This window comes from Nocardiopsis sp. NPDC055879 (assembly GCF_053615935.1).
In genome coordinates, this window is the sequence record NZ_JBSHCT010000006.1 from 185,514 (window position 1) to 204,692 (window position 19,179).

Here is a 19,179-nt window from a genome sequence, read left to right on the forward strand (position 1 = left end):
TCCCGATCCGGGAACGGGGCGGTTCGTGTTCAGCCGGTCGCGGCCAGGGCCAGGACCGCACGGGCCTGGTCGAGCATCGCCCGGTCCAGGAACGTGCCGTCGGCCAGGGCGACGGCCCCCACACCCGCGAGTTCGGCGTCGGTGACCCGGCGAACGACCTCGCGGGCCCGATCGATCTCCCCCGCACTCGGCAGGAACGCCTCGCCGATGACGGGCAGTTGCGCCGGATGGATCGCGGTGCGACCACAAAAGCCCAGGTCGCGTCCGGCCGCGCAAGAGGACGCCAGTCCTTGGAGGTCGCGCACGTGCGGGTACGCCGACATGACCGGCGGTGGCAGCGCGGCGGCGCGGGCGGCGACCACCACACGAGCGCGGGCCCAGGTCAGGCCGGTGTCGGTGGACACACGCAGGTCCGAGCGCAGGTCAGCCTCACCGAGCGCGATCGAGGCCACGGTGGGTGCGGCCACGGCCAGGTCGAAGGCGCGTTCCACCCCCAGCGCGGACTCGATCAGCAGGTGCAGGTCCCGTCCGGGCGACATCGCGGCCAGGGCACGCACCTGGTCGGGGCTCTCCACCTTGGGCACTCGTACGCCCACGTGAGCGGGGAGGTCGGCCAGGGCGGCCACGTCACCGGTGTGCCAGGGGGTTTCGGGGTGGTTGAGGCGCACCTGCACCGGCCGTTCCACCCGCGCCAGCAGCCGGACCGCCTCGGCCCGCGCCCGTACCTTGTGGGCCGGGGCCACGGCGTCCTCCAGGTCGACCAGAACGACGTCGGCGTCCCCGGCCAGGGCCTTGGCCACCCGGTCCGGCCGGTCGGCGGGTGTGTACAGCAGGGTGAGCGGCGGGCGGTCGGGATGGGTGGGGCTCATACCTGGCCCTCCTCTCGCAGTTCGGCGACGCGTTGGTCGGAGAAGCCGAGTTCGGCCAGGACCTCGTCGGTGTCGGCGCCGTGCGGGCGTCCGGTGAACCCGATGACGCCGTCGTGCTCGGAGAGCCGGAAGAGCGGACCCTGCATCAGGGTCGGCCCCAGGTCGGGGTCCTCGATCCGGTGGACGGTGCCGAGCGCCTGGAACTGGGGGTCGTCGACGATGTCCGCCCCGTCGTAGACCGGGGCGACGGCCGCCTCGGCCCGTTCGAAGGCGGCGACGACCTCCTCACGGGTGTGCTTCGCGATCCAGGAGCCCACGGCCTCGTCGAGCTCGTCGGCGTGGCGTGCGCGTTCGGCCCCGGTGGCGAACCACGGTTCCTCGATCAGGTCGGGGCGGCCCACCAGGCGCACCACCCGTTCGGCGATCGACTGGGCGGAGGTGGAGACGGCCACCCAGCGCCCGTCACGGGTGCGGTAGGTGTTGCGCGGGGCGTTGTTGACCGAGCGGTTTCCGGTGCGCGGCTGAACTGTGCCGAGCCGGTCCCAACGGGTGATCTGCGGACCCAGCATGGCCAGGATGGGCTCGATGATGGCGGTGTCCACGACCTGGCCGCGGCCGGTGCGCTCGCGAGCCGACAGGGCCACCATGACGGCGTAGGCGGTGGCCAGGGAGGCGATGCCGTCGGCCAATCCGAAGGGCGGCAGGGTGGGCGGTCCCTCGGGTTCGCCCGTCATGGCGGCGAACCCGCTCATGGCCTCGGCGAGGGTGCCGAAGCCGGGGCGGGAGCAGTAGGGGCCGATCTGCCCGAAGCCGCTCACCCGGGCCAGTACCAGTCGGGGGTTGCGCGCGGACAGGACCGCGTAGTCCAGGTCCCAGCGTTCGAGGGTGCCGGGGCGGAAGTTCTCGATCACCACGTCGGCCCGCTCGGCCAGGGCGAGGAACACCTCGCGCCCGCCGGGGCCCGACAGGTCGGCGGTGACGGTCCGCTTGTTGCGGCCCAGGGTCTTCCACCACAGGTTGACGCCGTCGGCGGCGGCCCCGTGGGTACGCGCCGGGTCGGGTCTGGTGGGGTGTTCGACCTTGGTGACGTGTGCTCCCATGTCGCCCAGGTGTTGGGCGGTCATGGGGCCGGCGAAGAGCGTCGAGGCGTCGACGACGCGCAGCCCGGTCAGGGCCCCACGGTCGGGGTCACGGGAGACGGTCACGCGGGTTCTCCCTCCTTCCCCGGCAGGTCCCAGGCGCAGCGGAAGCCGACCGTGGCCGAGCGTGCCTGTCCCAGACCGGGCAGCAGGAGTTTGACGCTGTGGTCGGGCGCCCGGCGACCGCCTTCGACGTACCAGTCGGATCCGTGGGCGTGGTGGTCGCTGCCGCCCTTGAGCATGACGAAGCGGGTGCGCCCGTCGCTGTGTTCGCTCTCGGTCCAGTTCCACACCGCGGGTTCGCCTCGGCGCAGTCCGCCCTGTTCGCCGGCGAGCTGCCACTCGTCCTCGGTGGGCAGGCGTCCGCCCCGCCAGGCGCAGTAGGCGCGGGCGTCGTCGAGGTCGACGAAGGTCACCGGCTCGTCGTGCGCGGACGGATCGGGTCGGCCATCGATCCAGTGGTCGAGGAGGCGGTGCGCGGTGTCCGGGGTGTGGCCGGTGGCGTCGAGGAACTCGGCGAACTCGGCGTTGGTGACCTCGGTGGCGGCCACCGCGACGGGGTGGGCGAGCTCTCCGTCGCGTTGGAGGGTGCGGGCGTCGTGCAGACGGGGAGAAAGCGGTTTCCACTCGTCGACGTAGGGCGCGCCCTGGTACATGCCGGTCTCGCGTCCCCGGTGGCGCACGGTCAGCACGTAGGGGCCGGCCGGGACGACGACCGCGTCCGTCTCCGGGCCCGGACCGGCGTGCGAGAACCTCGGCGCCCGGGGGGTGACCCGGTGGGCCAGACGGTGTGGAAAGCGTGCGTCCGGGGTGTGCGGTCGTTGGGAAAGCTCTTTCACCAGGTCTGGGAGCCAGTCGGGCACGGCCGTCCCCGGTGCCACGTGCAACAGCGCGGCCACGCCGTGGGCGGGCACGAGGGTGTGCCCGTCTGCGGCGAGCCGACCACCACCGGTGAGGTCGAAGTGGACCCCTTCCCGCACGCCGGGGTCGGTGAGCACCGGCCCGTCGTGGTCGGTTCCGCGGGTGTTGGCCAGGGTCCACAGGGTGAGGCCGCCGTGCTCCCACCTGGAGGCGTACACACCGGCCTCGTCCGCGTCGGGATGCAGTTCGGCGAGCGGGGTCCACTCCCCCTCCAGCAGCAGGTCGCCCGCGGCGCGCTGGACGGCGACCATGCGGGCCAGGGTGGCGGCGTCGCGCGCCGACCAGCCCACCCACACACCGAATACCACTTCCCAGACCATGAGGCCGACACCGTTGAGCCAGGCCGACCGTAGTTCCTCGGTGTGGTCGCGGTGCCAGCGCCGTACGTGGTGCTGCATGTGGCGGCGCTCGTACCAGTGCGCGCGCAGCACACCGGGCACGGGAGAGTCGGCGAAGAACTGGGCCCAGGAAGCGGAGTGGTCCTGGATCCGCTCCACCGGGAGTTTCGACTCCCCCTCCAGCACCACCCCGGGCCTGGCCTCCTCCAGCCGGTCCACCAGTTCGGGTTCGGCCTTCTTGAGGGTGTCGAGGAAGACCCCGTCGGCCTCCAGGTCGGCCACGAGCGCGGCGAGTTCGGTGACGTCGTCGGCGCCGCGTCTGGTGCCCACGTCCCAGGGGTTGTAGTCGACGAACACGCGCACCCCGGCGGCGTGCAGGGTGTCGATCAGCCCGCCGGGGCCGGACAGTCCCGGAACCTGACGGTAGTGGTCCCACTGGTTGCGATCGTCCAGGCCGATCACCGGGTAGGCGTGCCAGAGCACGAGGGCGTCCAGTCCGCCGAAGCGTGTCCGGGCGTCGGCGAGGAAGCGTTCGGGGGTGAAGCGATGTTCGGCGAAGGAGTAGAGCAGTTCGTCCCACAGCCACACCTGGGCGACCGTGTGGCAGCCGGCCGCCCAGGTCGCCTCGGGGCGTGTGTAGGCGGAGTCGTCGTAGTGGTGCCGCGCGCGGGCGTCCTCGCGCCAGGCGTGCAGGCGCGCCCGCCAGGCGGGACGGTCCGCGGACCGTTCGGGGGCGGCGAAGATCTTGGCGTCGTCGAGTTCGGCGAGGTGTTGGGAGGTGGGGGCCTGCTCCAGCGGTACCTCGGTGGGCCGGTCGATCGGGCGTGGGACCAGGGGGTCGAAGGTGTAGGTCATGGGGTCCTCGGGGAGTTCGGGTCGGGCTCGACGAGGGCGAGGGCGAGGGTGCGGGTGACGAGGTCGTCGATGCGGCGTTCGCCGCCGGGCAGTGAGGTGGCGATGCGCCCGTCCAGCGGGTCGGTCCACCGGGCGCCGATGTGATCGAAGCCCCGCAGGGCACCCACGACGCCGCCGACCGTGGCCGCGGCCGAGTCGGTGTCCCAACCGGCGGTGACCGCGATCGACACACTCGGGGTGAACCCGCCCTCGCCCCGGGTCAGGGCGTAGGCGATGGTGGCGGCGTTGTTGAGCACGTGCACCCAGTGCAGGTGGCCGTAGGCGGCGTGCAGCCGGTCCAGGCCGGAGCGGACGTCGCCGCGCGCGGCCGCTTCCCGGCCCAGGTCGACCGCCTGGGCCGTACGGCTTTGCGGGGGCAGGACCGTGTGCGCGGCGTCCAGGACGTCCTCGACCGTGTCGTGGGTCAGGGCGCAGGCGGCCAGGGCCGCCGCCCACATGGCGCCGTACACGCCGTCGCGGGTGTGGCTGAGTCGGGCGTCGGTCCAGGCCAGGCGGGCCGCGGCGCGCACGTCGCCGGGGTTGGTCCACCCGTACAGGTCCGTGCGGATGAGCGCGCCGATCCACTCCCGGAAGGGGTTGTGGCGGGTCGCGGTCTCCGGGACGGGACGGGCGTCCAAGAGGTTGCGGTAGGCCGCGCGTTCGGCGGTGAACACACGACCGGCGGGCATGAGGTCGAGCCAGAGGGCGGCCACGTCGTCGGTGGTGAAGTCGTGCCCGTGCCGTTCCATCAGGGTGAGGGCGAGCATGGGGTGGTTGAGGTCGTCGTCCTCGGGCATGCCGTCGATGTTCTCCTCCAGCGACGTGCCCGCGCTGCGCCGGTTCCAGGGTCGGCGCGCGGCGACGTCGTCGGGCAGGCCGACGGCGGTGAAGTAGCGGTCCAGGGGCCAGCGGTCGGTGGCGCGCAGGATCTCCTCGATGCCCTCTCGGGGGATCTTCTCCACCGGTTTGCCGAGCAGGCACCCGGCGGCGCGGCCGGCCCAGGCGCCGTGCACGCGTTCGCGCAGGTCGTGCGGGAGCGCCGGTCGGGTCGGGGCGGTGGGCAGCGCGGTCTCGATCCGCGACCAGTGGTCGGGTTGCTCGGGTCGGGGCAGGGCGTCGAGTTCGTCGAGGAGGTCGCGGGCCAGTGCCCGGAGCCGGGGGTCGGCCGCCGTGGCACCGGCCCCGCCCACGGCCGGGACGGGGTCGCCCCCGGCGTCCGTCCATGTCCGGCGGATACCGGTGACGTCGTGGCCCTCGGCCTCGGACTGGACGAGTTCGTGGGCGAGCAGGTCCTCCGGTTGTGCCCAGGTGAGCCTCACGCGGACGCACCCCCTGTTCCGAGGGTGTCCAGCATCCGCAGTCGGGCGAGGGCTCGCTCACGGTCGGCCCGCAGGATGTCGGCGGCGGCCTCGCCCATGAGGTGTCCGGTCGCTCGGATGTCCATTCGGCTGGCCTCCTCCACCGGGTCGAGCCATTCGTCGGGGACGACGGACGTCCCGCCCAGCCCGGCGCAGATCGCCCCCGCCATGACCGCGATGGAGTCGGCGTCGCGCCCGTAGTTGACCGCGGCCAGCACCGATCCGCGGTAGTCGCCCCGGTGGCCCAGGAGCAGGCCCAGCGCGGCGGGCAGTTCCTCGATGGCCTTGGTCCGCGAGGGTCGACGCGCGTCCATGGACATGTTCCGGTACTCGGGGCCCACCGAGTCGAAGGGCGCGACCGTCTCCCGGACCATCCGGGCCAGGGCCCGTTCGCCCTCGTCGTCGGTGGGCGGGTCGCCGAATCCGTCCAGGGCCTTGACCATCGCCTCCAGCGCGGCCCCGGTCCCGTCGTGGGAGACCTCCAACGCCGTGGCGACGACGTCGTCCAGGGTCGCTCCGGGCGCGACGGCCGAGGCGACCATGGCGGCGAAGACCCCGGCCGCCTCACGGCCGTAGCTGGACTGGTGGGCGCCGGTGAGGTCGATCGCCTCGGCGTAGGCCGCGCGGGGATCGCCCGCGTTGGCCAACCCGACCGGGGGCACGTACATGGCCGCCCCGCAGTTGACGACGTTGCCGACCCCCGCCTCCCGGGGGTCGACGTGCCCGTAGTGCAGCCGGGCCACGATCCACTTCTCGGCGAGGAAGACCCGTTGCAGCAGCAGGGCCGTCGACTCCAGTTCGGGGATCCAGCGCGGTTCGCCGATCATCAGCGGCACCAGGTCCCGCGCCATGGCGTAGGCGTCCAGGTGCTCACGACGCCCGGCGTACACCTCGACCAGTGCCCGGGTCATGAGGGTGTCGTCGGTGATGTGTCCGTCACCCTTGTGGTAGGGCGCGATCGGGCGGGCGTCGCGCCAGTTCTCATACCAGGGTCCGACGAGCCCGGTGACCCTGCCACCGTGCCGTTCCTCGATCTGTTCGGGTGTCCATCCTTCTGTGGCGCCGCCCAGGGCGTCGCCCACGGCGGCGCCGGTGATGACGGCCACCGCCCGGTCCTGCAACCAGTCCACGGGTCACTTCCCTTCGTCGGTGGACGCCGTGCGCGTCCGGGGGAACCGCTAACGAGTGATCTCGTCCCAGCCGGCCCGAAGCTCCGCCTCAAGTTCGTCGGCGTCGATCTCCTGGGCGAGGAAACGCTGGTAGGCGGGGGTGGCGACGGTGTCCTTCCACTGCGGGTAGGCGTCCACGAACAGGAACGGCGAGGACTCCAGGTGTTCGCCGGATTCGAGGATGGCCTCCCAACCGGGTTCCTCGGCCAGGGAGGTGCCCATGATCTCCCTGGCGGACTCGGTCGCCGGGATGAGGGCGTCGGCCTCGTTGAGGTCGGCGAGGTTCTCGGTGGAGGTGAGGTACTCCAGGAACTCGGCGGACTCCTCGACGTGCTCGGAGTCGACGTTGACCGAGAGGGTCTGCGGGTTGGCCGTCTGCCAGGGACCGGCCGGTCCCTCCAGCGGGGGCAGCACGACCCAGTCGAGGTCGTCGGGCGCGTCGGCCTGGATGTTGGCGGCCTGGAACGAGCCCTGGACCGTCATCGCGACGTCCTCGGCGTAGAAGGAGGCGAGCACGTCGGAACCGGACTGGGTGAGGCTGACGGGCTGGATGGACTCGTCGTCGTGGGCCATCTCCCCGACCAGTTCGGGCAGGGCCATCTCGCCCTCCTCCATGACCAGGCCCGCCTCGGAACCGGTGCCGTCGAAGAAGGTGCCACCGAAGGCCGGCGCCATGGACATGAACGCGGCCGTGGGACTGGACAGGCCCCAGCCCAGTCCGTACCGGTCGCCCGAGGTGGTGGCCTCGGAGATCTCGCGCAGTTCGTCCCACGTCATGGTCTCGCCGTCGGGGACCCCCACCCCGGCGTCCTCCAACAGGCCGCGATTGGCGAAGACCACGTAGGACTGCAGTTCGGTCGGGTAGGCCACGACCTTTCCGTCGACGGTCACCGAGTCCATGACGCCGGTGGGGATGTCCACGCGTGTGGCGTCCGACATCAGGTCCGACAGGTCGGCGAGGTAGCCGTCGACCGCGAAGGGGGCGATACCGGCGGCCTCGTAGTGGATGATGTCCGGCGCGGCGCCGCCGTTGAACTGGGTGATGAGCTTGTCGTAGATGCCGTCCCAGCCGGCGGGGACGATCTCGACCTGGATGTCGGGGTGTTCCTCGTTCCAGGACTCGACGATCCGTTCGGTGGCCTCGATGGCGGCGGGCTGGTCGGAGAGCGACTGGAACTCCAGCGTCACCACGCCACCGTCCTCGCCATCACCTCCTCCGCAGGCGGTGAGGAGCAGCAACGTGGCCGGGATGGCCGCCACGGAGGCGACTCGGGTGTTCATGGAAGGGGGGTCCTTTCCTCAAGGTGAGCGGGGTGGTGGGGGTCGGACGGGTGCGGCGGGTGGCTCAGCCCTTGACCGCGCCGGCCATCAGGCCCCCGGTGAGCTTCTTCTGCAGGAGGGCGAAGAAGACGATGCTCGGGACGGCGGCCAGCACCGATCCCGCGGCGAGCGGGCCCAGGGCGACCTTGCCCTCACCACCGATGAACATCTTCAGCGTGATGGGCAGGGTGTAGTTCTCCGGTGACTGGAGCAGCACCAGGGCGAAGAAGAACTCGTTCCAGGAGGAGACGAAGGCGAACATGGCGGTGGCCGCCACACCGGGCAGCAACAGGGGCAGCACGATCCGGCGCAGGACGTCCAGTCGTCCCCCTCCGTCCATGGCCCCGGCCTCCTCCAGGTCGATGGGGATACCGGTGACGTAGCCCTGGAGCATCCACAGCGCGAACGGCAGCGTGTAGGTGGTGTGCACCAGTACCAGGCCGACGAGGCTGTCGGTCAGGCCGATGGTCCGCAGCACCAGGAACAGGGGCAGGATGATGAGGATGACGGGGAAGACCTGGCTGACCAGGATCCAGCCGACCCCGGCGGCCCGGACCATCCCCTTGAGCCGCGCCAGGACGTAGGCGGCGGGCAGGGCGATGAGGATGACCAACGCCGTCGAGGACAGGGCGACGAGCAGGCTGTTCCACGCCGAGCCCACCAACCCCTGGCGGGCGAGTGCCCGGACGTAGTTGTCGAAGTGCCATTCGGCGGGCCACAGGTTCACCGCGAGCGAGTTGAGTTCGGCGGAGGTCTTGAACGAGGCCGAGATCAGCCACAGCAGTGGGAAGCCCAGGAAGAGGATGTAGCAGGCCAGGGCCGCGTACTGGGCGGGTCGAACGAGAGTGCGCATCGGTCAGCCCACCTTGCCCTTGTCGTCCTGGCGGAACTGCGACCACAGGTAGAGGGCCAAGAGCAGGACCACCACGGTCACGAGCACCACGCCCATCGCGGCGGCGTAGCCGATGTTGCGGTTCTTGAACGCCTCCAGGTACGTGAAGAGCATCGGCAGCATGGTGCGACCGCCGGGCCCTCCCTCGGTCAGGACGTAGACCAGCGAAAACGAGTTGAAGTTCCAGATGAAGTTGAGGGAGGTGATGGAGGCGATGATGGGGCGCAGGCTCGGCAGGGTCACGTCGACGAAGCGACGCCAGGCGCCCGCCCCGTCCATGGCGGCGGCCTCGTGCAGTTCGTCGGGGATCTGCTGGAGTCCGGCCAGCAGCGTCACGGTGGTCTGGGGCATGCCCACCCAGACCCCGACGACGATGACGGCGGGCAGGGCCGTGGAGAAGTCACCGAGCCAGTTGATGTCGCCGGGAAGACCCACACCGTCCATGACCGCGTTGAGCGGACCGGCGTTGGGCGAGTAGATCATCCGCCACATGATGGCCACGACCACCGGGGGCATCGCCCACGGGATCAGGGCCAGCACCCGGGTGAGCCCTTGGAGCCGCAGCCCCGAGTTCAGCAGCAGGGCCAGGCCCAAGGCGGCGACCAATTGGAGCAGGGTGACCGAGACCGCCCACACCATGCCGATGCGGAACGACTCCCAGAAGAAGGAGTTGTCGAACAGCCGGCCGAAGTTGTCGAGGCCGACCACCTCGTAGTCGGGCCGGCGCACCAGGCGGGCGTCGGTGAAGGCCAACGCCACGCCCATGATCAGGGGGGCGACGCTCAGCACCAGGATCGGCAGCAGCGAGGGCATGACCAGCGCGGCGGCCTCACGGCGGCGGTTCCGGGCCAGGCCGCCGGGGCGCGGTCCCCGGTGCGCGGGGGTACGGCGGCCGGTGGGCGGGCCGCCGGGCGAGGAGGTTCTCCTGCCCGTGGTGGGGTCCTTGAAGGACAGGGTTCTCAAGGTGAGTCCAGGGAGAGGGGTTCGATGTCGTCGGGCAGGGCGGTGGGGTCGGTGGACTCTCGAACGACGAGCTCGGGTCCGACCTCGATCTGTCGGGTCCCCTCGTGGCTTCCCTCGGCCAGGCTCAGCATGATCTCGGCGGCGGCCCGCCCTCGCTCGGCCGAACCGAGGGAGACGCTGGTCAGGCTCGGCTGGAACACCCGGCCGAACTCGGTGTCGTCCATGCCGGTGACGGCGAGGTCCCCGGGGACGGTGAGTCCGCGTTCGCGCGCGGCGCGGATGGCGGCGATGGCCAACAGGTCGTTGGCGGCCACCACGGCGTCGAGCGGACGGCCCTCGGCCTCACCGGCCGCGAGCAGACGTCGGGCGGCGACCACACCGGCCGCCACGGTGAAGTTCTCGGCCTCCTCGACCGGCCCTTGGGCGCCCACGGCCTCGAAACCGCGCCGGCGCGCCTGGCCGGGGGTGGTGTCGAGGGGGCCGTTGAGGAACCCGATCCGTGATCGACCGAGTTCGCGCAGGTGGTTCACGGCCCGGGCGATCCCGTCGGCCGAATCGGTGGAGACCGAGTCGATCCCGTGTTCCTTGAGGGGACGGCCCATGACCACGACGGGGACCTCCTGTTCCCGCAACGCCTCGATGAGGGCGTCGTCGGTGCGCAGCGGGACCAGGATCATCCCGTCGACGAAACCGCCGCTGAGGCTGCGGACCAGCTCGGTGGTGGAGGTCGTGGTGTCCCCCGTGGACATCACGACCACGCGGTACCCGCGCGGGGCCAGCACCTCGTGGATGGCGGTCATCATCTCGACGTAGACGGGGTTTCCGATGTCGGCGACGGCGAAGGCCACCTGGAACGTCCTCTTCATCCGCAGCGAGCGCCCGATCGCGTCCGGGCTGTAGCCGAGTTCGGCGGCGGCCGCGCGGACGCGTTCGACCATGGCCGCGCTGGCTCCGCCTCCGTGCAGGGCGCGGGAGGTGGAGGACAGGGAGACCCCTGCCCGTTCCGCGACCTGGATCAGGGTCGCTCGTGAGGACGTCATCGTGGCTCCAGCCAAGCCGAGGGGGATGCGGAAACGTTTCCAGCCGCGCCGAGAGGCGGCGCGAGAAGAGATCTGGAAACGTTTCCGGAAACCTAGTGCCCTGATCCGGAGACCGTCAAGTCAGGCATTAGGGATTATTTCGGACGTCCGCAAGGCTTCCGGAGTCGACCTCAACGGCCCCGGATACCCACCCCACGCTCATCCCCCGCCGTGGGCTCAGTCCGAACGGACGAGACAGAAGGGGTGGCCGGCCGGGTCCACGAAGACCCGGAAGTTGTCCGGGGCGGGCTGGAAGTCGGTCTTGCGAGCACCGATCCCCAACACCCGCCGCTCTCCCTCGTCCAGGTCGGGGACGTCGAAATCGAGGTGGAGCTGCTGCGGGTGGGCGTCACCGGGCCATTCCGGCGGCACGTGGCCGGGGGCCTTCTGGAAGGCGATCGTGGCTCCGACCTCACTCGCGAGTTCGATCCAGCCGTCGTCCTCCCACGGCTCGATCCGCCATCCGGTGATCGCCGCGTAGAACTCGGCCAGGGCGAGGGGGTCACGGCTGTCGATGGCGGCCAGGCTGAACTTCGCGATAGGACTCATGGGCACCGACGATTACACGGCGCCGACCCCCGGTCAATGGTTTTCTCGGCCCGGCGAACCTCATCGTTCTCGCGCCCGTAGCACTCGGCCTGACACGGGGGCTCGACCACCCGGCTCCGCCATGGCGATGAGCAGCGGCGCCATCCCGCATAGCGACGTCGGCCCCGGACGCGATCACTCCTCGTAACCCTCCCCCTCGTCCGGACGGATCCCGAGTGGACCACCACACCGGCTCGGCCTTCGTTCCCGATCGGGCCCGGTGTGACGATACGCCCCCCATTTATCTTGACAACGAGATAACTATAAGTGATAATAAGGCTAGCCTTACCTAAGGATCAGATTCATTCCCAGGGGGTGCTCATGACCGAGGTACAGGGCATGGCCCGCTTCGTGGCGGGCTCCACGTTCGACGACTTGAGCGAAGAAGCGATCACCCAGTTGAAGATCCGGGTGCTCGACACGCTCGGCGTCGCCATCGGCGCACTGGACGCCGAACCCATGGTCGCGATCCGCGGCCTCATCGAGGATCTGGGCGGAAAGCCGACCGCCACGCTGATCGGCGGAGGCCGGACCTCCCCGGACCGGGCCGCCTTCCACAACAGCGCGCTGAGCCGCTATCTGGACTTCATGGACTCCTACCTCGCCCCGGGCGAGACGAACCACCCGTCGGACAACCTCGGCGCGGTCCTGGCCGCCGCCGAATCGGTGAACGCCTCGGGCCGGGAACTGCTGACCGCCTTCGCCGTGGCCTACCAGGTCCACTCACGGCTGTCGGACGTGGCTCCGGTCCGCGCCAAGGGCTTCGACCACACCACCCAGGGCGCCTACGCCGCGGCCGCCTCCGCCGCGAAGGCGTTCCGACTGCCCGTCGATCAGATCGCGAACGCGATCGCGATCTCCGGCACCGCCAACAACGCCCTGCGGGTGACCCGCACCGGCGACCTCTCGCACTGGAAGGGCCTGGCCTACCCGCAGGTGTCCAAGGAGGGCACGTTCGCGGCGCTGCTGGCCTCGCGGGGGATCACCGGTCCGGCGGAGGTGTTCGAGGGCAACAAGGGGTTCAAGGAATCCATCGCCGGGAACTTCACCATCGACTGGTCCAAGGAGGACCTGGAGCGGGTGCGGCGCTCGATCATCAAGAAGCACAACGCCGAGATCCACTCCCAGTCGGCCCTGGACGCCGCCCAGGCCATCCGGGCCCAGGCCGGTTTCGACGCCGACGCGATCACCGCCGTACGGCTGCGCACCTTCGACGTGGCGTACTCGATCATCGGCGGCGGGGAGGAGGGCGACAAACGCACCGTCCGCACCAAGGAGGAGGCCGACCACTCACTGCCGTGGATGGTCGCCGTGGTCCTGTTGGACGGTGTGCTCGATCCCGCCCAGTACGCGCCGAAGCGGATCGTGGCCCGGGACGTGCAGCGACTGATGCGCAAGGTCGAGATCGTCCCCGATACGGGGTTCTCGGCCCGTTTCCCCGAGGAGATGCCCGCCGACCTGGAGGTCACCCTGCGGGACGGGACCGTGCTGCGCGCCGAACGTTCGGCCTACAAGGGCTTCCACACCGACCCGCTCGACTGGGCCGGCGCCCGCGCCAAGTTCGACGCGCTGACCCGGCCCTTCGCCGACGCCGAACTGCGCGAGGAGATCGCGGAGATCGTGCGCGGCCTCGACTACGCCGACACCACCGACCTCACCGCGGCCCTGGCCAGGGTCCGGACCATCCGGTCCCGACCTCGCCCGCACGCTCCGAAAAGGGAAGAGGGCCCACGAGAAAGGGGACACCATCATGGGTAACGCCGTCCCACACGACGTGTCATTCAACTTCGTTCCCCGCGCCTACCGGCCGGCCAAGCCCCGCACCTTCGGGATGACCGAGATCCGGGCGCCCTACTACAGCACCTTCGGCACCCGCCACCTGCGGGACGTCTTCGATGTCGCCGGCCAGTGGGTCGACGGCATCAAGTGGGCCGGTGGCTCGTTCTCGCTGGTGCCGACCGAGCAGGTGCGCGCCTTCAGCGACATCGCCCACGAGCACGGAGCCTACGTGTCTTCGGGCGGATGGATCGAGACCGTGCTGCGCTACGGCGACGACGCGGTCGACCGGTACCTGAGGGAGGCCAAGGAGGTCGGCTTCGACGTCATCGAGATCTCCACGGGCTTCATCATGCTCAACACCTCCGGGTTGTTGCGCCTGGTGGAAAAGGTCGTCGACGCCGGGCTGAAGGCCAAGCCCGAGCTCGGGATCCAGATCGGTTCCGGCGGCGACTCCGGCCAGGCCGAGCTGGCGAGCGAGGGCGAGAAGGACATCGGTGACCTCATCGACCGCGCCGAGAAGACCCTCGAAGCCGGTGCGTCGATCGTGATGATCGAGTCCGAGGGCATCACCGAGAACGTGAACGAGTGGAACACCGGCGCCGCCGCGTCCATCATCAACGGGCTGGGCCTGGAGAACGTGATGTTCGAGGCCGCGGACGGTCCCGTGTTCGAGTGGTACGTCAAGAACTACGGCAACGAGGTCAACCTCTTCGTCGACCATTCCCAGATCCTTCAGCTGGAGGGTCTGCGGCAGAACGTCTGGGGCAACAAGTCCACCTGGGGTCGTGTCATCAACCCGGCGCCCTGATCCGGACCCCGGCCGGGTATTCGTCGAATACCCGGAACGGACACGCGTCGAAGGCGAGAACCAGGGCCGGCGCGGAGCCGGTCCGGAAAGCGTGAAGGGATACCCGGATGAGCGAGACGGGCGTGAGGGTCACACCGGCCACCGATCACACCCGTCGACGGCCGCACCCGCGTGGTCCGAGCCTCCGCACGGCGGGCCCCCGGGGTGGTGTCACCCCGGGGGCACGTCGCGGGTCACGGCTCAGGCCGAAGCGCCGGCCTGTTCCGATCCGCTCCGCTCTCGGGCGGGCTCGATCGATTCGGCGTCGGGGTCCCGACGCAGCCGGCGCACCAGTGGTGCGCAGACAACGGCCACCAGGGCCAGGCAGCCGCCGACGAGGAACGCGTCCTGGGTGCCCTGGACCTGGGCGGCGACCGCGTCGGCCGTGCCCGCTCCAGCGGCACCGATCGACATGGCCGTCACCAGAACGGCCACACCGGCGGCGCCCGCGAGCTGCTGCAGCGTGTTCATGATCGCGCTGCCGTGAGAGTAGAGCCTGCGCGGCAGCGAACCGAGGGCGAGCGTCATCAGTGGGGTCATGAGCATCGCCATACCGACGCAGAACACCACGTGCATGGCCACGACCACCGTGATGGAGGTCTGGGCTGTCAGGGTGCTCAGCCACCACTGACCGGCGGCGAGCAGGACGGCACCGGGGACGACCAGGGGCAGTGGTCCGACCCGGTCGTAGACCCGGCCGATGATGGGCGAGAGCACGCCCTGGATCAGGCCCCCCGGGAGCAGGAGCAGGCCGGTGGTGAGCACGCTCAGACCCAGGCCGACCTGGAGGTGGATCGGCAGCACCATGACGGTGCCGAGCATGGTCGCCATGCATACGACCACGATGATCAACGAGACACGGAAGTTGCGCACGGCGAAGGGACGCAGGTCCAGCAGCTCGCCGCCGGTGCGCGTCAGGGCGCGCTGGCGCAGGACGAACAGCACCAGGGCGACCGCACCGACCACCAGGGCCACGAGCGGGACGACGCTTCCATCGGTGAGTCCCTCGGCGGAGGCCAGACCGTAGACCAGACCGCCGAACGCTCGGGGGTCTCCTCCCGCACCTTCTTCCGGCACTTCACCACCAAGGAACAGGCCGGTCTCCCGGGACAATCGCGCCTGCTCCGGGCGATCGAGACCCTGGAGGTCACCGGCACCGACCCCGACACCGTGCTGCGCGACGTCGAGGCGGCGTTGGAGAAGGTGATGGGTCGCGAACACGACCCAGAGCGGGAGGAACACCGCAGGGTCGCGCGACTGCTGTCCGGAGACTCCGAACTCAGGGCGCTGGCCGCCGCCCAGGAACGCGGACTCGCCACGCGTCTGCGCGAGCGTCTCAACGACCGCTTGGAAGGGCTGGACCCCACCACGGTGCTGCTGGTGGTGGAGGTGGCCGTGGCGGTGTGGAGCGCCTGTTGGGAGCGTTGGGGAGAACTGGCCGCGCAGGGGCGCGAGGAGGACCCGGTGGAGTTGTACCGCCGGTGCCGGTCGGAGCTGCGCCGGATCGTCGGCTGAGCCCCGACCTCGGCGGGTTCACGGGGACGGGGCTCGTCGGGGTCGGGTTCGTCAGGACCGGTGGACGGTGAGGCTGTCGGCGGCCGCCGAAGCGGACTCGGCGCTCACCGACCCGGTGCGCGCGAACTCGCCCCACACCTGCCGCACCGCACGACCACGCCGGTCGAGTTCCTCCCAGGAGGTGCGGCCGACCAGGCTCGCCCGTTCCCAGGCCTTGCGCGTGCCCAGCAGCAACGGGATGTCGGTGATGTGCGCGGCCCCGAACGGGCTCCCCTCCGGCCGCCAGGTGAAGGTGTAGCGCACCGCCCGACCACCGGCCCGGCGATGGCGACGGACGAAGCCCCGCACGGGCCCGGTGTAGATGACCCAGGTGGTGAGGCGCACCAGGGCCCGGCGCAGGGTGGAGCCGATCACCGGCAGCTCGGACATCCTCTTGATCGGGGGCAGGAACTCGGCGAACAGCCCGGTCTCCTCGCTGGTGGCCCCGACGAGCACGTCGATCCGGGGCGCCGCCTCGCGCCAGGCGCGGGTTCGGAGGGACTCGGGGGGCAACGGATCGTGCCCGTAACGCGTGCCGAACGGCATGGCGCTGGGCAGCCCGAAGCCCCTGCCGGCCTCGACCGCCCTCTCCTGACGGGCGAGCATGTCGCGGGTGTCGGTCTCGGGGGTGAGGGTGCCCACCACCCCGGCCATCGCCTCGTACATGCGGTCGCGTCGGCTGAGGAGTCCCAGCGGGGCGCTCTGCACGATCGCGCGCCGGAACAGCCCTTCGGCGCCGCGACTGATCATCAGGTGGGCGACGGCGTCACCACCGGCGGACTGCCCGAAGAGGGTGACCTTGTCGGGGTCGCCCCCGAACGAGGCGATGTTGGCGGCCACCCAGCGCAACGCCGCCACCTGGTCCAGCAGGCCCAGGTTGGCGGGGGCGACACCGGGCAGACGCAGGTAGCCCAGGACCCCGAGCCGGAAGGTGACCGACACGACGACGACCCGTTGTTCGCGTACCAGCCGGGCCGGGTCGAAGATCGCCAGGTCGCCCGCGCCGGTGACGTAGGAGCCGCCGTGGAACCACACCAGGACGGGCGGGCGCTCGTCCTCGGCCAGGTCGACGGGCACGGTCACCGACAGGTGGTGGCAGTTCTCGTCCTGGCGACCGGTCGGGATGCCCTCGACCGCCTCGGAGACCACCCGGGAGATCGATTGTGGGGCGGCGGGCGCGGCCTCGGTGGCCTCGAAGGGTTCGGTGAAGGGTTCGAGCGGCGAGGGCGCCCGGAACCTTTCGGCCCGCGCGTAGGGGATGCCGAGGAACCGCAGGACCCCGCCGCGCACCTTCCCCACGATCGGGCCCGCGGGGGTGTCCAGGCGGTGGTGTTCACCCTTGGAGACGGAGGTGGATTCGGTCATGGCGGCTCCTACGTTCGCCCAGGGTCCATGATCGGACCTTCGGTCACCCGAACGACGGTACCCGCAAGGATCGGTCGCCCCCGGAACCGGAACGTCGGTCCACCGGCCTCGTGTTCGGTGACACCGTCGCGCGCGGCGTCGGCACACCCTGGAACTCCACCGGGGACCCCACCTGGTCTCCCGGGCGTGACCGGGACCGTCGTAGAGCGCCTCACCGAACGGCTCGACGCATACGACGAGGTGGTCCGGCTCCTCGCCGAGGAGCCGGACGATAGCGCTTAGGACCACACCCCCGCGTGTTCGGCGCCACTCTCCTCGATCGCGTCCCCACTGGTGAACGCACGTAGACTCCTTCGGGCCGCCCCGTCGTCGGGGCCCGTTGCCGTCCCCCGCTTCGGCGTCGCAGTGACGGATTCGACGGCTTTCTCTTTCCCGGACCGCCCGTTGGCGCGCCCGGTTCCGTTCTCCGACAGAGGAGACTCCACTTCTTCATGTCCTCCACCTTGCGCACCCGTGTGCGTGAAACCGGGCGCCGACCCGACCCCTGGGTCATCGGTGTCTCCGGTGGCCTGCTGGTCCTGTTCGTCCTGCTCGCCCTGACCCGGCCCGCCATGATGAACACCATGGTCGACGCGGCCTTCGCCTGGTCGACCCACTGGTTCGGCGCGTACTGGCAGGTCCTGCTCCTGGCCACCCTGGTGGTCGCCACCGTCCTGGCGTTCTCCCGGTACGGCCGGGTGCGGATGGGCGGTCCCGTCGCCCCCGAGTTCGGCTGGTTCCGGTGGGTGGCGATGGTCCTGACCACGCTGCTGGCCGCGGGCGGGGTGTTCTGGGCGGCCGCCGAACCGCTGGCCCACTACGTCGACCCGCCGCCGCAGTACGACGACGTCTCCGGTGGCATGGACGGCGCCGCGATCGCGTTGGCGCAGACCTTCACCCACTGGGGTTTCGTCGGTTGGGCGATCGGTGGTTCGTTGGCCACGTTGGTGATGATGCGCGGGGTGGAGAAGGGCCTGCCGCTGCGTCCGCGCACCCTGCTCTGGCCGCTGTTGGGCGAGCGTGTGCGCACCCACTGGTTGGGCACGGTCGCCGACATCAGCTGTGTGCTGGCGGTGGTCGCCGGGACGGTCGGCCCGATCGGGTTCCTGGGCCTGCAGATGTCCTACATCGGCGCCGAGATGTTCGGGTTCGACTCCGGATACGGCACCCAGGTGGTGCTCATCGGGGGATTGACGCTGATCGCCACGATCTCGGTACTGAGCGGGGTGGACAAGGGCATCCAGTTGCTGAGCCGGATCAACGTCTGGGCCGCGCTGGTGCTCATCGTCTCGATCGTCGGACTGGCCTCACTGCCCTACGTCATCGACCTGTTCCTCCAGGCGAGCGCCGTGCACGTACGCGAGTTCGTACCCATGTCGTTGTACCGCGGCGACGACGCCTGGCTGGGGTACTGGACGCTGTTCTTCTTCGGTTGGTTCATCGGCTTCGGACCGCTGATGGCGATCTTCATCGCGCGGGTCTCCAAGGGCCGCACGATCCGGGAGATCTACGTGGGCGCCACCGTGCTGCCGTCGGTGGTGACCATGGTGTGGTTCACCGCCCTGGGCGGCACCGGCCTGTGGCTGGAACAGAGCGACCCGGGCGTGATCTCCGACCCCTACGCCGAACACGGTCTGGCAGCGGCGGCCCTGTCCATCGTCCAGGCGTTGCCGTTCAGTTCGGTCCTGGCGGTGATCATGATCGTGGTGACGCTGATCTTCTTCGCCGCCACCCTGGACGCGATGTCCTACGCGGTCTCGGCGTCCAGCATGCGCGAGGGCGAACCGCACGCCCTGGTACGGGCGTTCTGGTGTGTGGGCATGGGCGTCACCGCGGTGGTGCTGTTGACCGTCGGTGACAACGGGGTGCAGGCGTTGCAGTCCGTCATCGTGGTCACGGCGGTGCCGGCGGGCCTGGCGCTGCTGCCACCGTTGTGGGGCGCCCCGCGCCTGGCCCGGGAGATGGCCGTCGAACAGGGGATCATCGCCTCGACCGAGCCGCGACGGATCAAGGAACCGGAGCCGGTGGGTTAGTCGGGCGGGGTCCGTCGAGCACGGACCCCGCT

16 protein-coding genes are annotated in these 19,179 nt (G+C 70.6%); 4 read left to right on the forward strand and 12 right to left on the reverse strand.

Features of this window, described 5'->3' with window-relative positions:
• Positions 1-29 precede the first annotated feature (29 nt).
• The 10 genes from ACWGKS_RS09145 to ACWGKS_RS09190 all read right to left on the reverse strand — a co-directional run bounded on the left by ACWGKS_RS09145 (position 30) and on the right by ACWGKS_RS09190 (position 11,491).
• On the reverse strand, positions 30-869 hold the full coding sequence (locus tag ACWGKS_RS09145) for an HpcH/HpaI aldolase/citrate lyase family protein (RefSeq protein ID WP_358514089.1): 840 nt from the start codon (positions 867-869) through the stop codon (positions 30-32).
• The gene (locus ACWGKS_RS09150; RefSeq protein ID WP_358514091.1) at positions 866-2,074 is read right to left on the reverse strand and encodes a CaiB/BaiF CoA transferase family protein; all 1,209 of its coding nucleotides are present in this window, start codon (positions 2,072-2,074) and stop codon (positions 866-868) included. The genes ACWGKS_RS09145 and ACWGKS_RS09150 overlap by 4 nt, the downstream gene beginning before the upstream one ends.
• Positions 2,071-4,122, reverse strand: coding sequence for an SUMF1/EgtB/PvdO family nonheme iron enzyme (locus ACWGKS_RS09155; protein ID WP_358514093.1), 2,052 nt, complete (start codon positions 4,120-4,122; stop codon positions 2,071-2,073). Before ACWGKS_RS09155 ends, ACWGKS_RS09150 begins: the two co-directional genes overlap by 4 nt.
• The gene (locus ACWGKS_RS09160; protein WP_452522249.1) at positions 4,119-5,480 is read right to left on the reverse strand and encodes an ADP-ribosylglycohydrolase family protein; all 1,362 of its coding nucleotides are present in this window, start codon (positions 5,478-5,480) and stop codon (positions 4,119-4,121) included. Before ACWGKS_RS09160 ends, ACWGKS_RS09155 begins: the two co-directional genes overlap by 4 nt.
• A complete protein-coding gene (locus ACWGKS_RS09165; RefSeq protein WP_358514098.1) occupies positions 5,477-6,649 on the reverse strand; it encodes an ADP-ribosylglycohydrolase family protein in 1,173 nt (390 codons plus the stop codon). The genes ACWGKS_RS09160 and ACWGKS_RS09165 overlap by 4 nt, the downstream gene beginning before the upstream one ends.
• 48 nt (positions 6,650-6,697) lie before the next feature.
• Positions 6,698-7,969 (reverse strand): ABC transporter substrate-binding protein, encoded by a 1,272-nt coding sequence (locus ACWGKS_RS09170; RefSeq protein WP_358514100.1) that lies wholly within the window; start codon positions 7,967-7,969, stop codon positions 6,698-6,700.
• Between the two features lie 64 nt (positions 7,970-8,033).
• On the reverse strand, positions 8,034-8,861 hold the full coding sequence (locus tag ACWGKS_RS09175) for a carbohydrate ABC transporter permease (RefSeq protein ID WP_358514102.1): 828 nt from the start codon (positions 8,859-8,861) through the stop codon (positions 8,034-8,036).
• Positions 8,862-8,864: 3 nt separating this feature from the next.
• Positions 8,865-9,863, reverse strand: a complete 999-nt coding sequence (locus ACWGKS_RS09180; RefSeq protein ID WP_358514104.1) for a carbohydrate ABC transporter permease — start codon at positions 9,861-9,863, stop codon at positions 8,865-8,867.
• A complete protein-coding gene (locus ACWGKS_RS09185) occupies positions 9,860-10,903 on the reverse strand; it encodes a LacI family DNA-binding transcriptional regulator (protein WP_358514106.1) in 1,044 nt (347 codons plus the stop codon). Before ACWGKS_RS09185 ends, ACWGKS_RS09180 begins: the two co-directional genes overlap by 4 nt.
• A gap of 216 nt (positions 10,904-11,119) precedes the next feature.
• On the reverse strand, positions 11,120-11,491 hold the full coding sequence (locus tag ACWGKS_RS09190; protein ID WP_358514108.1) for a VOC family protein: 372 nt from the start codon (positions 11,489-11,491) through the stop codon (positions 11,120-11,122).
• A 360-nt stretch (positions 11,492-11,851) separates the two neighbouring features.
• On the opposite strand from ACWGKS_RS09190, the gene ACWGKS_RS09195 reads away from it, so the two are divergent.
• Together ACWGKS_RS09195 and ACWGKS_RS09200 are read left to right on the forward strand one after the other, a co-directional pair.
• Positions 11,852-13,288 carry an MmgE/PrpD family protein gene (locus tag ACWGKS_RS09195; RefSeq protein ID WP_452456953.1) on the forward strand — a complete coding sequence of 479 codons (1,437 nt, stop codon included), beginning with the start codon at positions 11,852-11,854 and terminating at the stop codon, positions 13,286-13,288.
• Positions 13,281-14,117 (forward strand): phosphosulfolactate synthase, encoded by an 837-nt coding sequence (locus ACWGKS_RS09200; RefSeq protein WP_358514114.1) that lies wholly within the window; start codon positions 13,281-13,283, stop codon positions 14,115-14,117. Before ACWGKS_RS09195 ends, ACWGKS_RS09200 begins: the two co-directional genes overlap by 8 nt.
• Positions 14,118-14,357: 240 nt before the next feature.
• Here ACWGKS_RS09200 and ACWGKS_RS09205 read toward each other — a convergent pair whose 3' ends face one another.
• Entirely contained in the window at positions 14,358-15,233 is an 876-nt protein-coding gene (locus tag ACWGKS_RS09205; protein ID WP_358514116.1) for an MFS transporter, read from the reverse strand.
• 93 nt (positions 15,234-15,326) lie between these two features.
• Between ACWGKS_RS09205 and ACWGKS_RS09210 the strand changes: the two genes are divergently transcribed.
• A complete protein-coding gene (locus ACWGKS_RS09210; protein WP_358514119.1) occupies positions 15,327-15,671 on the forward strand; it encodes a hypothetical protein in 345 nt (114 codons plus the stop codon).
• 51 nt (positions 15,672-15,722) lie between these two features.
• On the opposite strand, the gene ACWGKS_RS09215 is transcribed toward ACWGKS_RS09210, so the two are convergent.
• The gene (locus ACWGKS_RS09215) at positions 15,723-17,075 is read right to left on the reverse strand and encodes a carboxylesterase family protein (protein WP_358514121.1); all 1,353 of its coding nucleotides are present in this window, start codon (positions 17,073-17,075) and stop codon (positions 15,723-15,725) included.
• A gap of 491 nt (positions 17,076-17,566) precedes the next feature.
• Between ACWGKS_RS09215 and ACWGKS_RS09220 the strand changes: the two genes are divergently transcribed.
• Positions 17,567-19,147 carry a BCCT family transporter gene (locus ACWGKS_RS09220; RefSeq protein ID WP_358514123.1) on the forward strand — a complete coding sequence of 527 codons (1,581 nt, stop codon included), beginning with the start codon at positions 17,567-17,569 and terminating at the stop codon, positions 19,145-19,147.
• Positions 19,148-19,179 lie beyond the last annotated feature (32 nt).

Coding starts and splice junctions, on each gene's coding strand:
- ACWGKS_RS09155 (WP_358514093.1), bottom strand. CDS start 4,122: ATGACCTACACCTTCGACCCCCTGGTCCCACGCCCGATCGACCGGCCC.
- ACWGKS_RS09190 (WP_358514108.1), bottom strand. CDS start 11,491: ATGAGTCCTATCGCGAAGTTCAGCCTGGCCGCCATCGACAGCCGTGAC.
- ACWGKS_RS09220 (WP_358514123.1), top strand. CDS start 17,567: ATGTCCTCCACCTTGCGCACCCGTGTGCGTGAAACCGGGCGCCGACCC.
- ACWGKS_RS09170 (WP_358514100.1), bottom strand. CDS start 7,969: ATGAACACCCGAGTCGCCTCCGTGGCGGCCATCCCGGCCACGTTGCTG.
- ACWGKS_RS09215 (WP_358514121.1), bottom strand. CDS start 17,075: ATGACCGAATCCACCTCCGTCTCCAAGGGTGAACACCACCGCCTGGAC.
- ACWGKS_RS09195 (WP_452456953.1), top strand. CDS start 11,852: ATGACCGAGGTACAGGGCATGGCCCGCTTCGTGGCGGGCTCCACGTTC.
- ACWGKS_RS09175 (WP_358514102.1), bottom strand. CDS start 8,861: ATGCGCACTCTCGTTCGACCCGCCCAGTACGCGGCCCTGGCCTGCTAC.
- ACWGKS_RS09145 (WP_358514089.1), bottom strand. CDS start 869: ATGAGCCCCACCCATCCCGACCGCCCGCCGCTCACCCTGCTGTACACA.
- ACWGKS_RS09185 (WP_358514106.1), bottom strand. CDS start 10,903: ATGACGTCCTCACGAGCGACCCTGATCCAGGTCGCGGAACGGGCAGGG.
- ACWGKS_RS09200 (WP_358514114.1), top strand. CDS start 13,281: ATGGGTAACGCCGTCCCACACGACGTGTCATTCAACTTCGTTCCCCGC.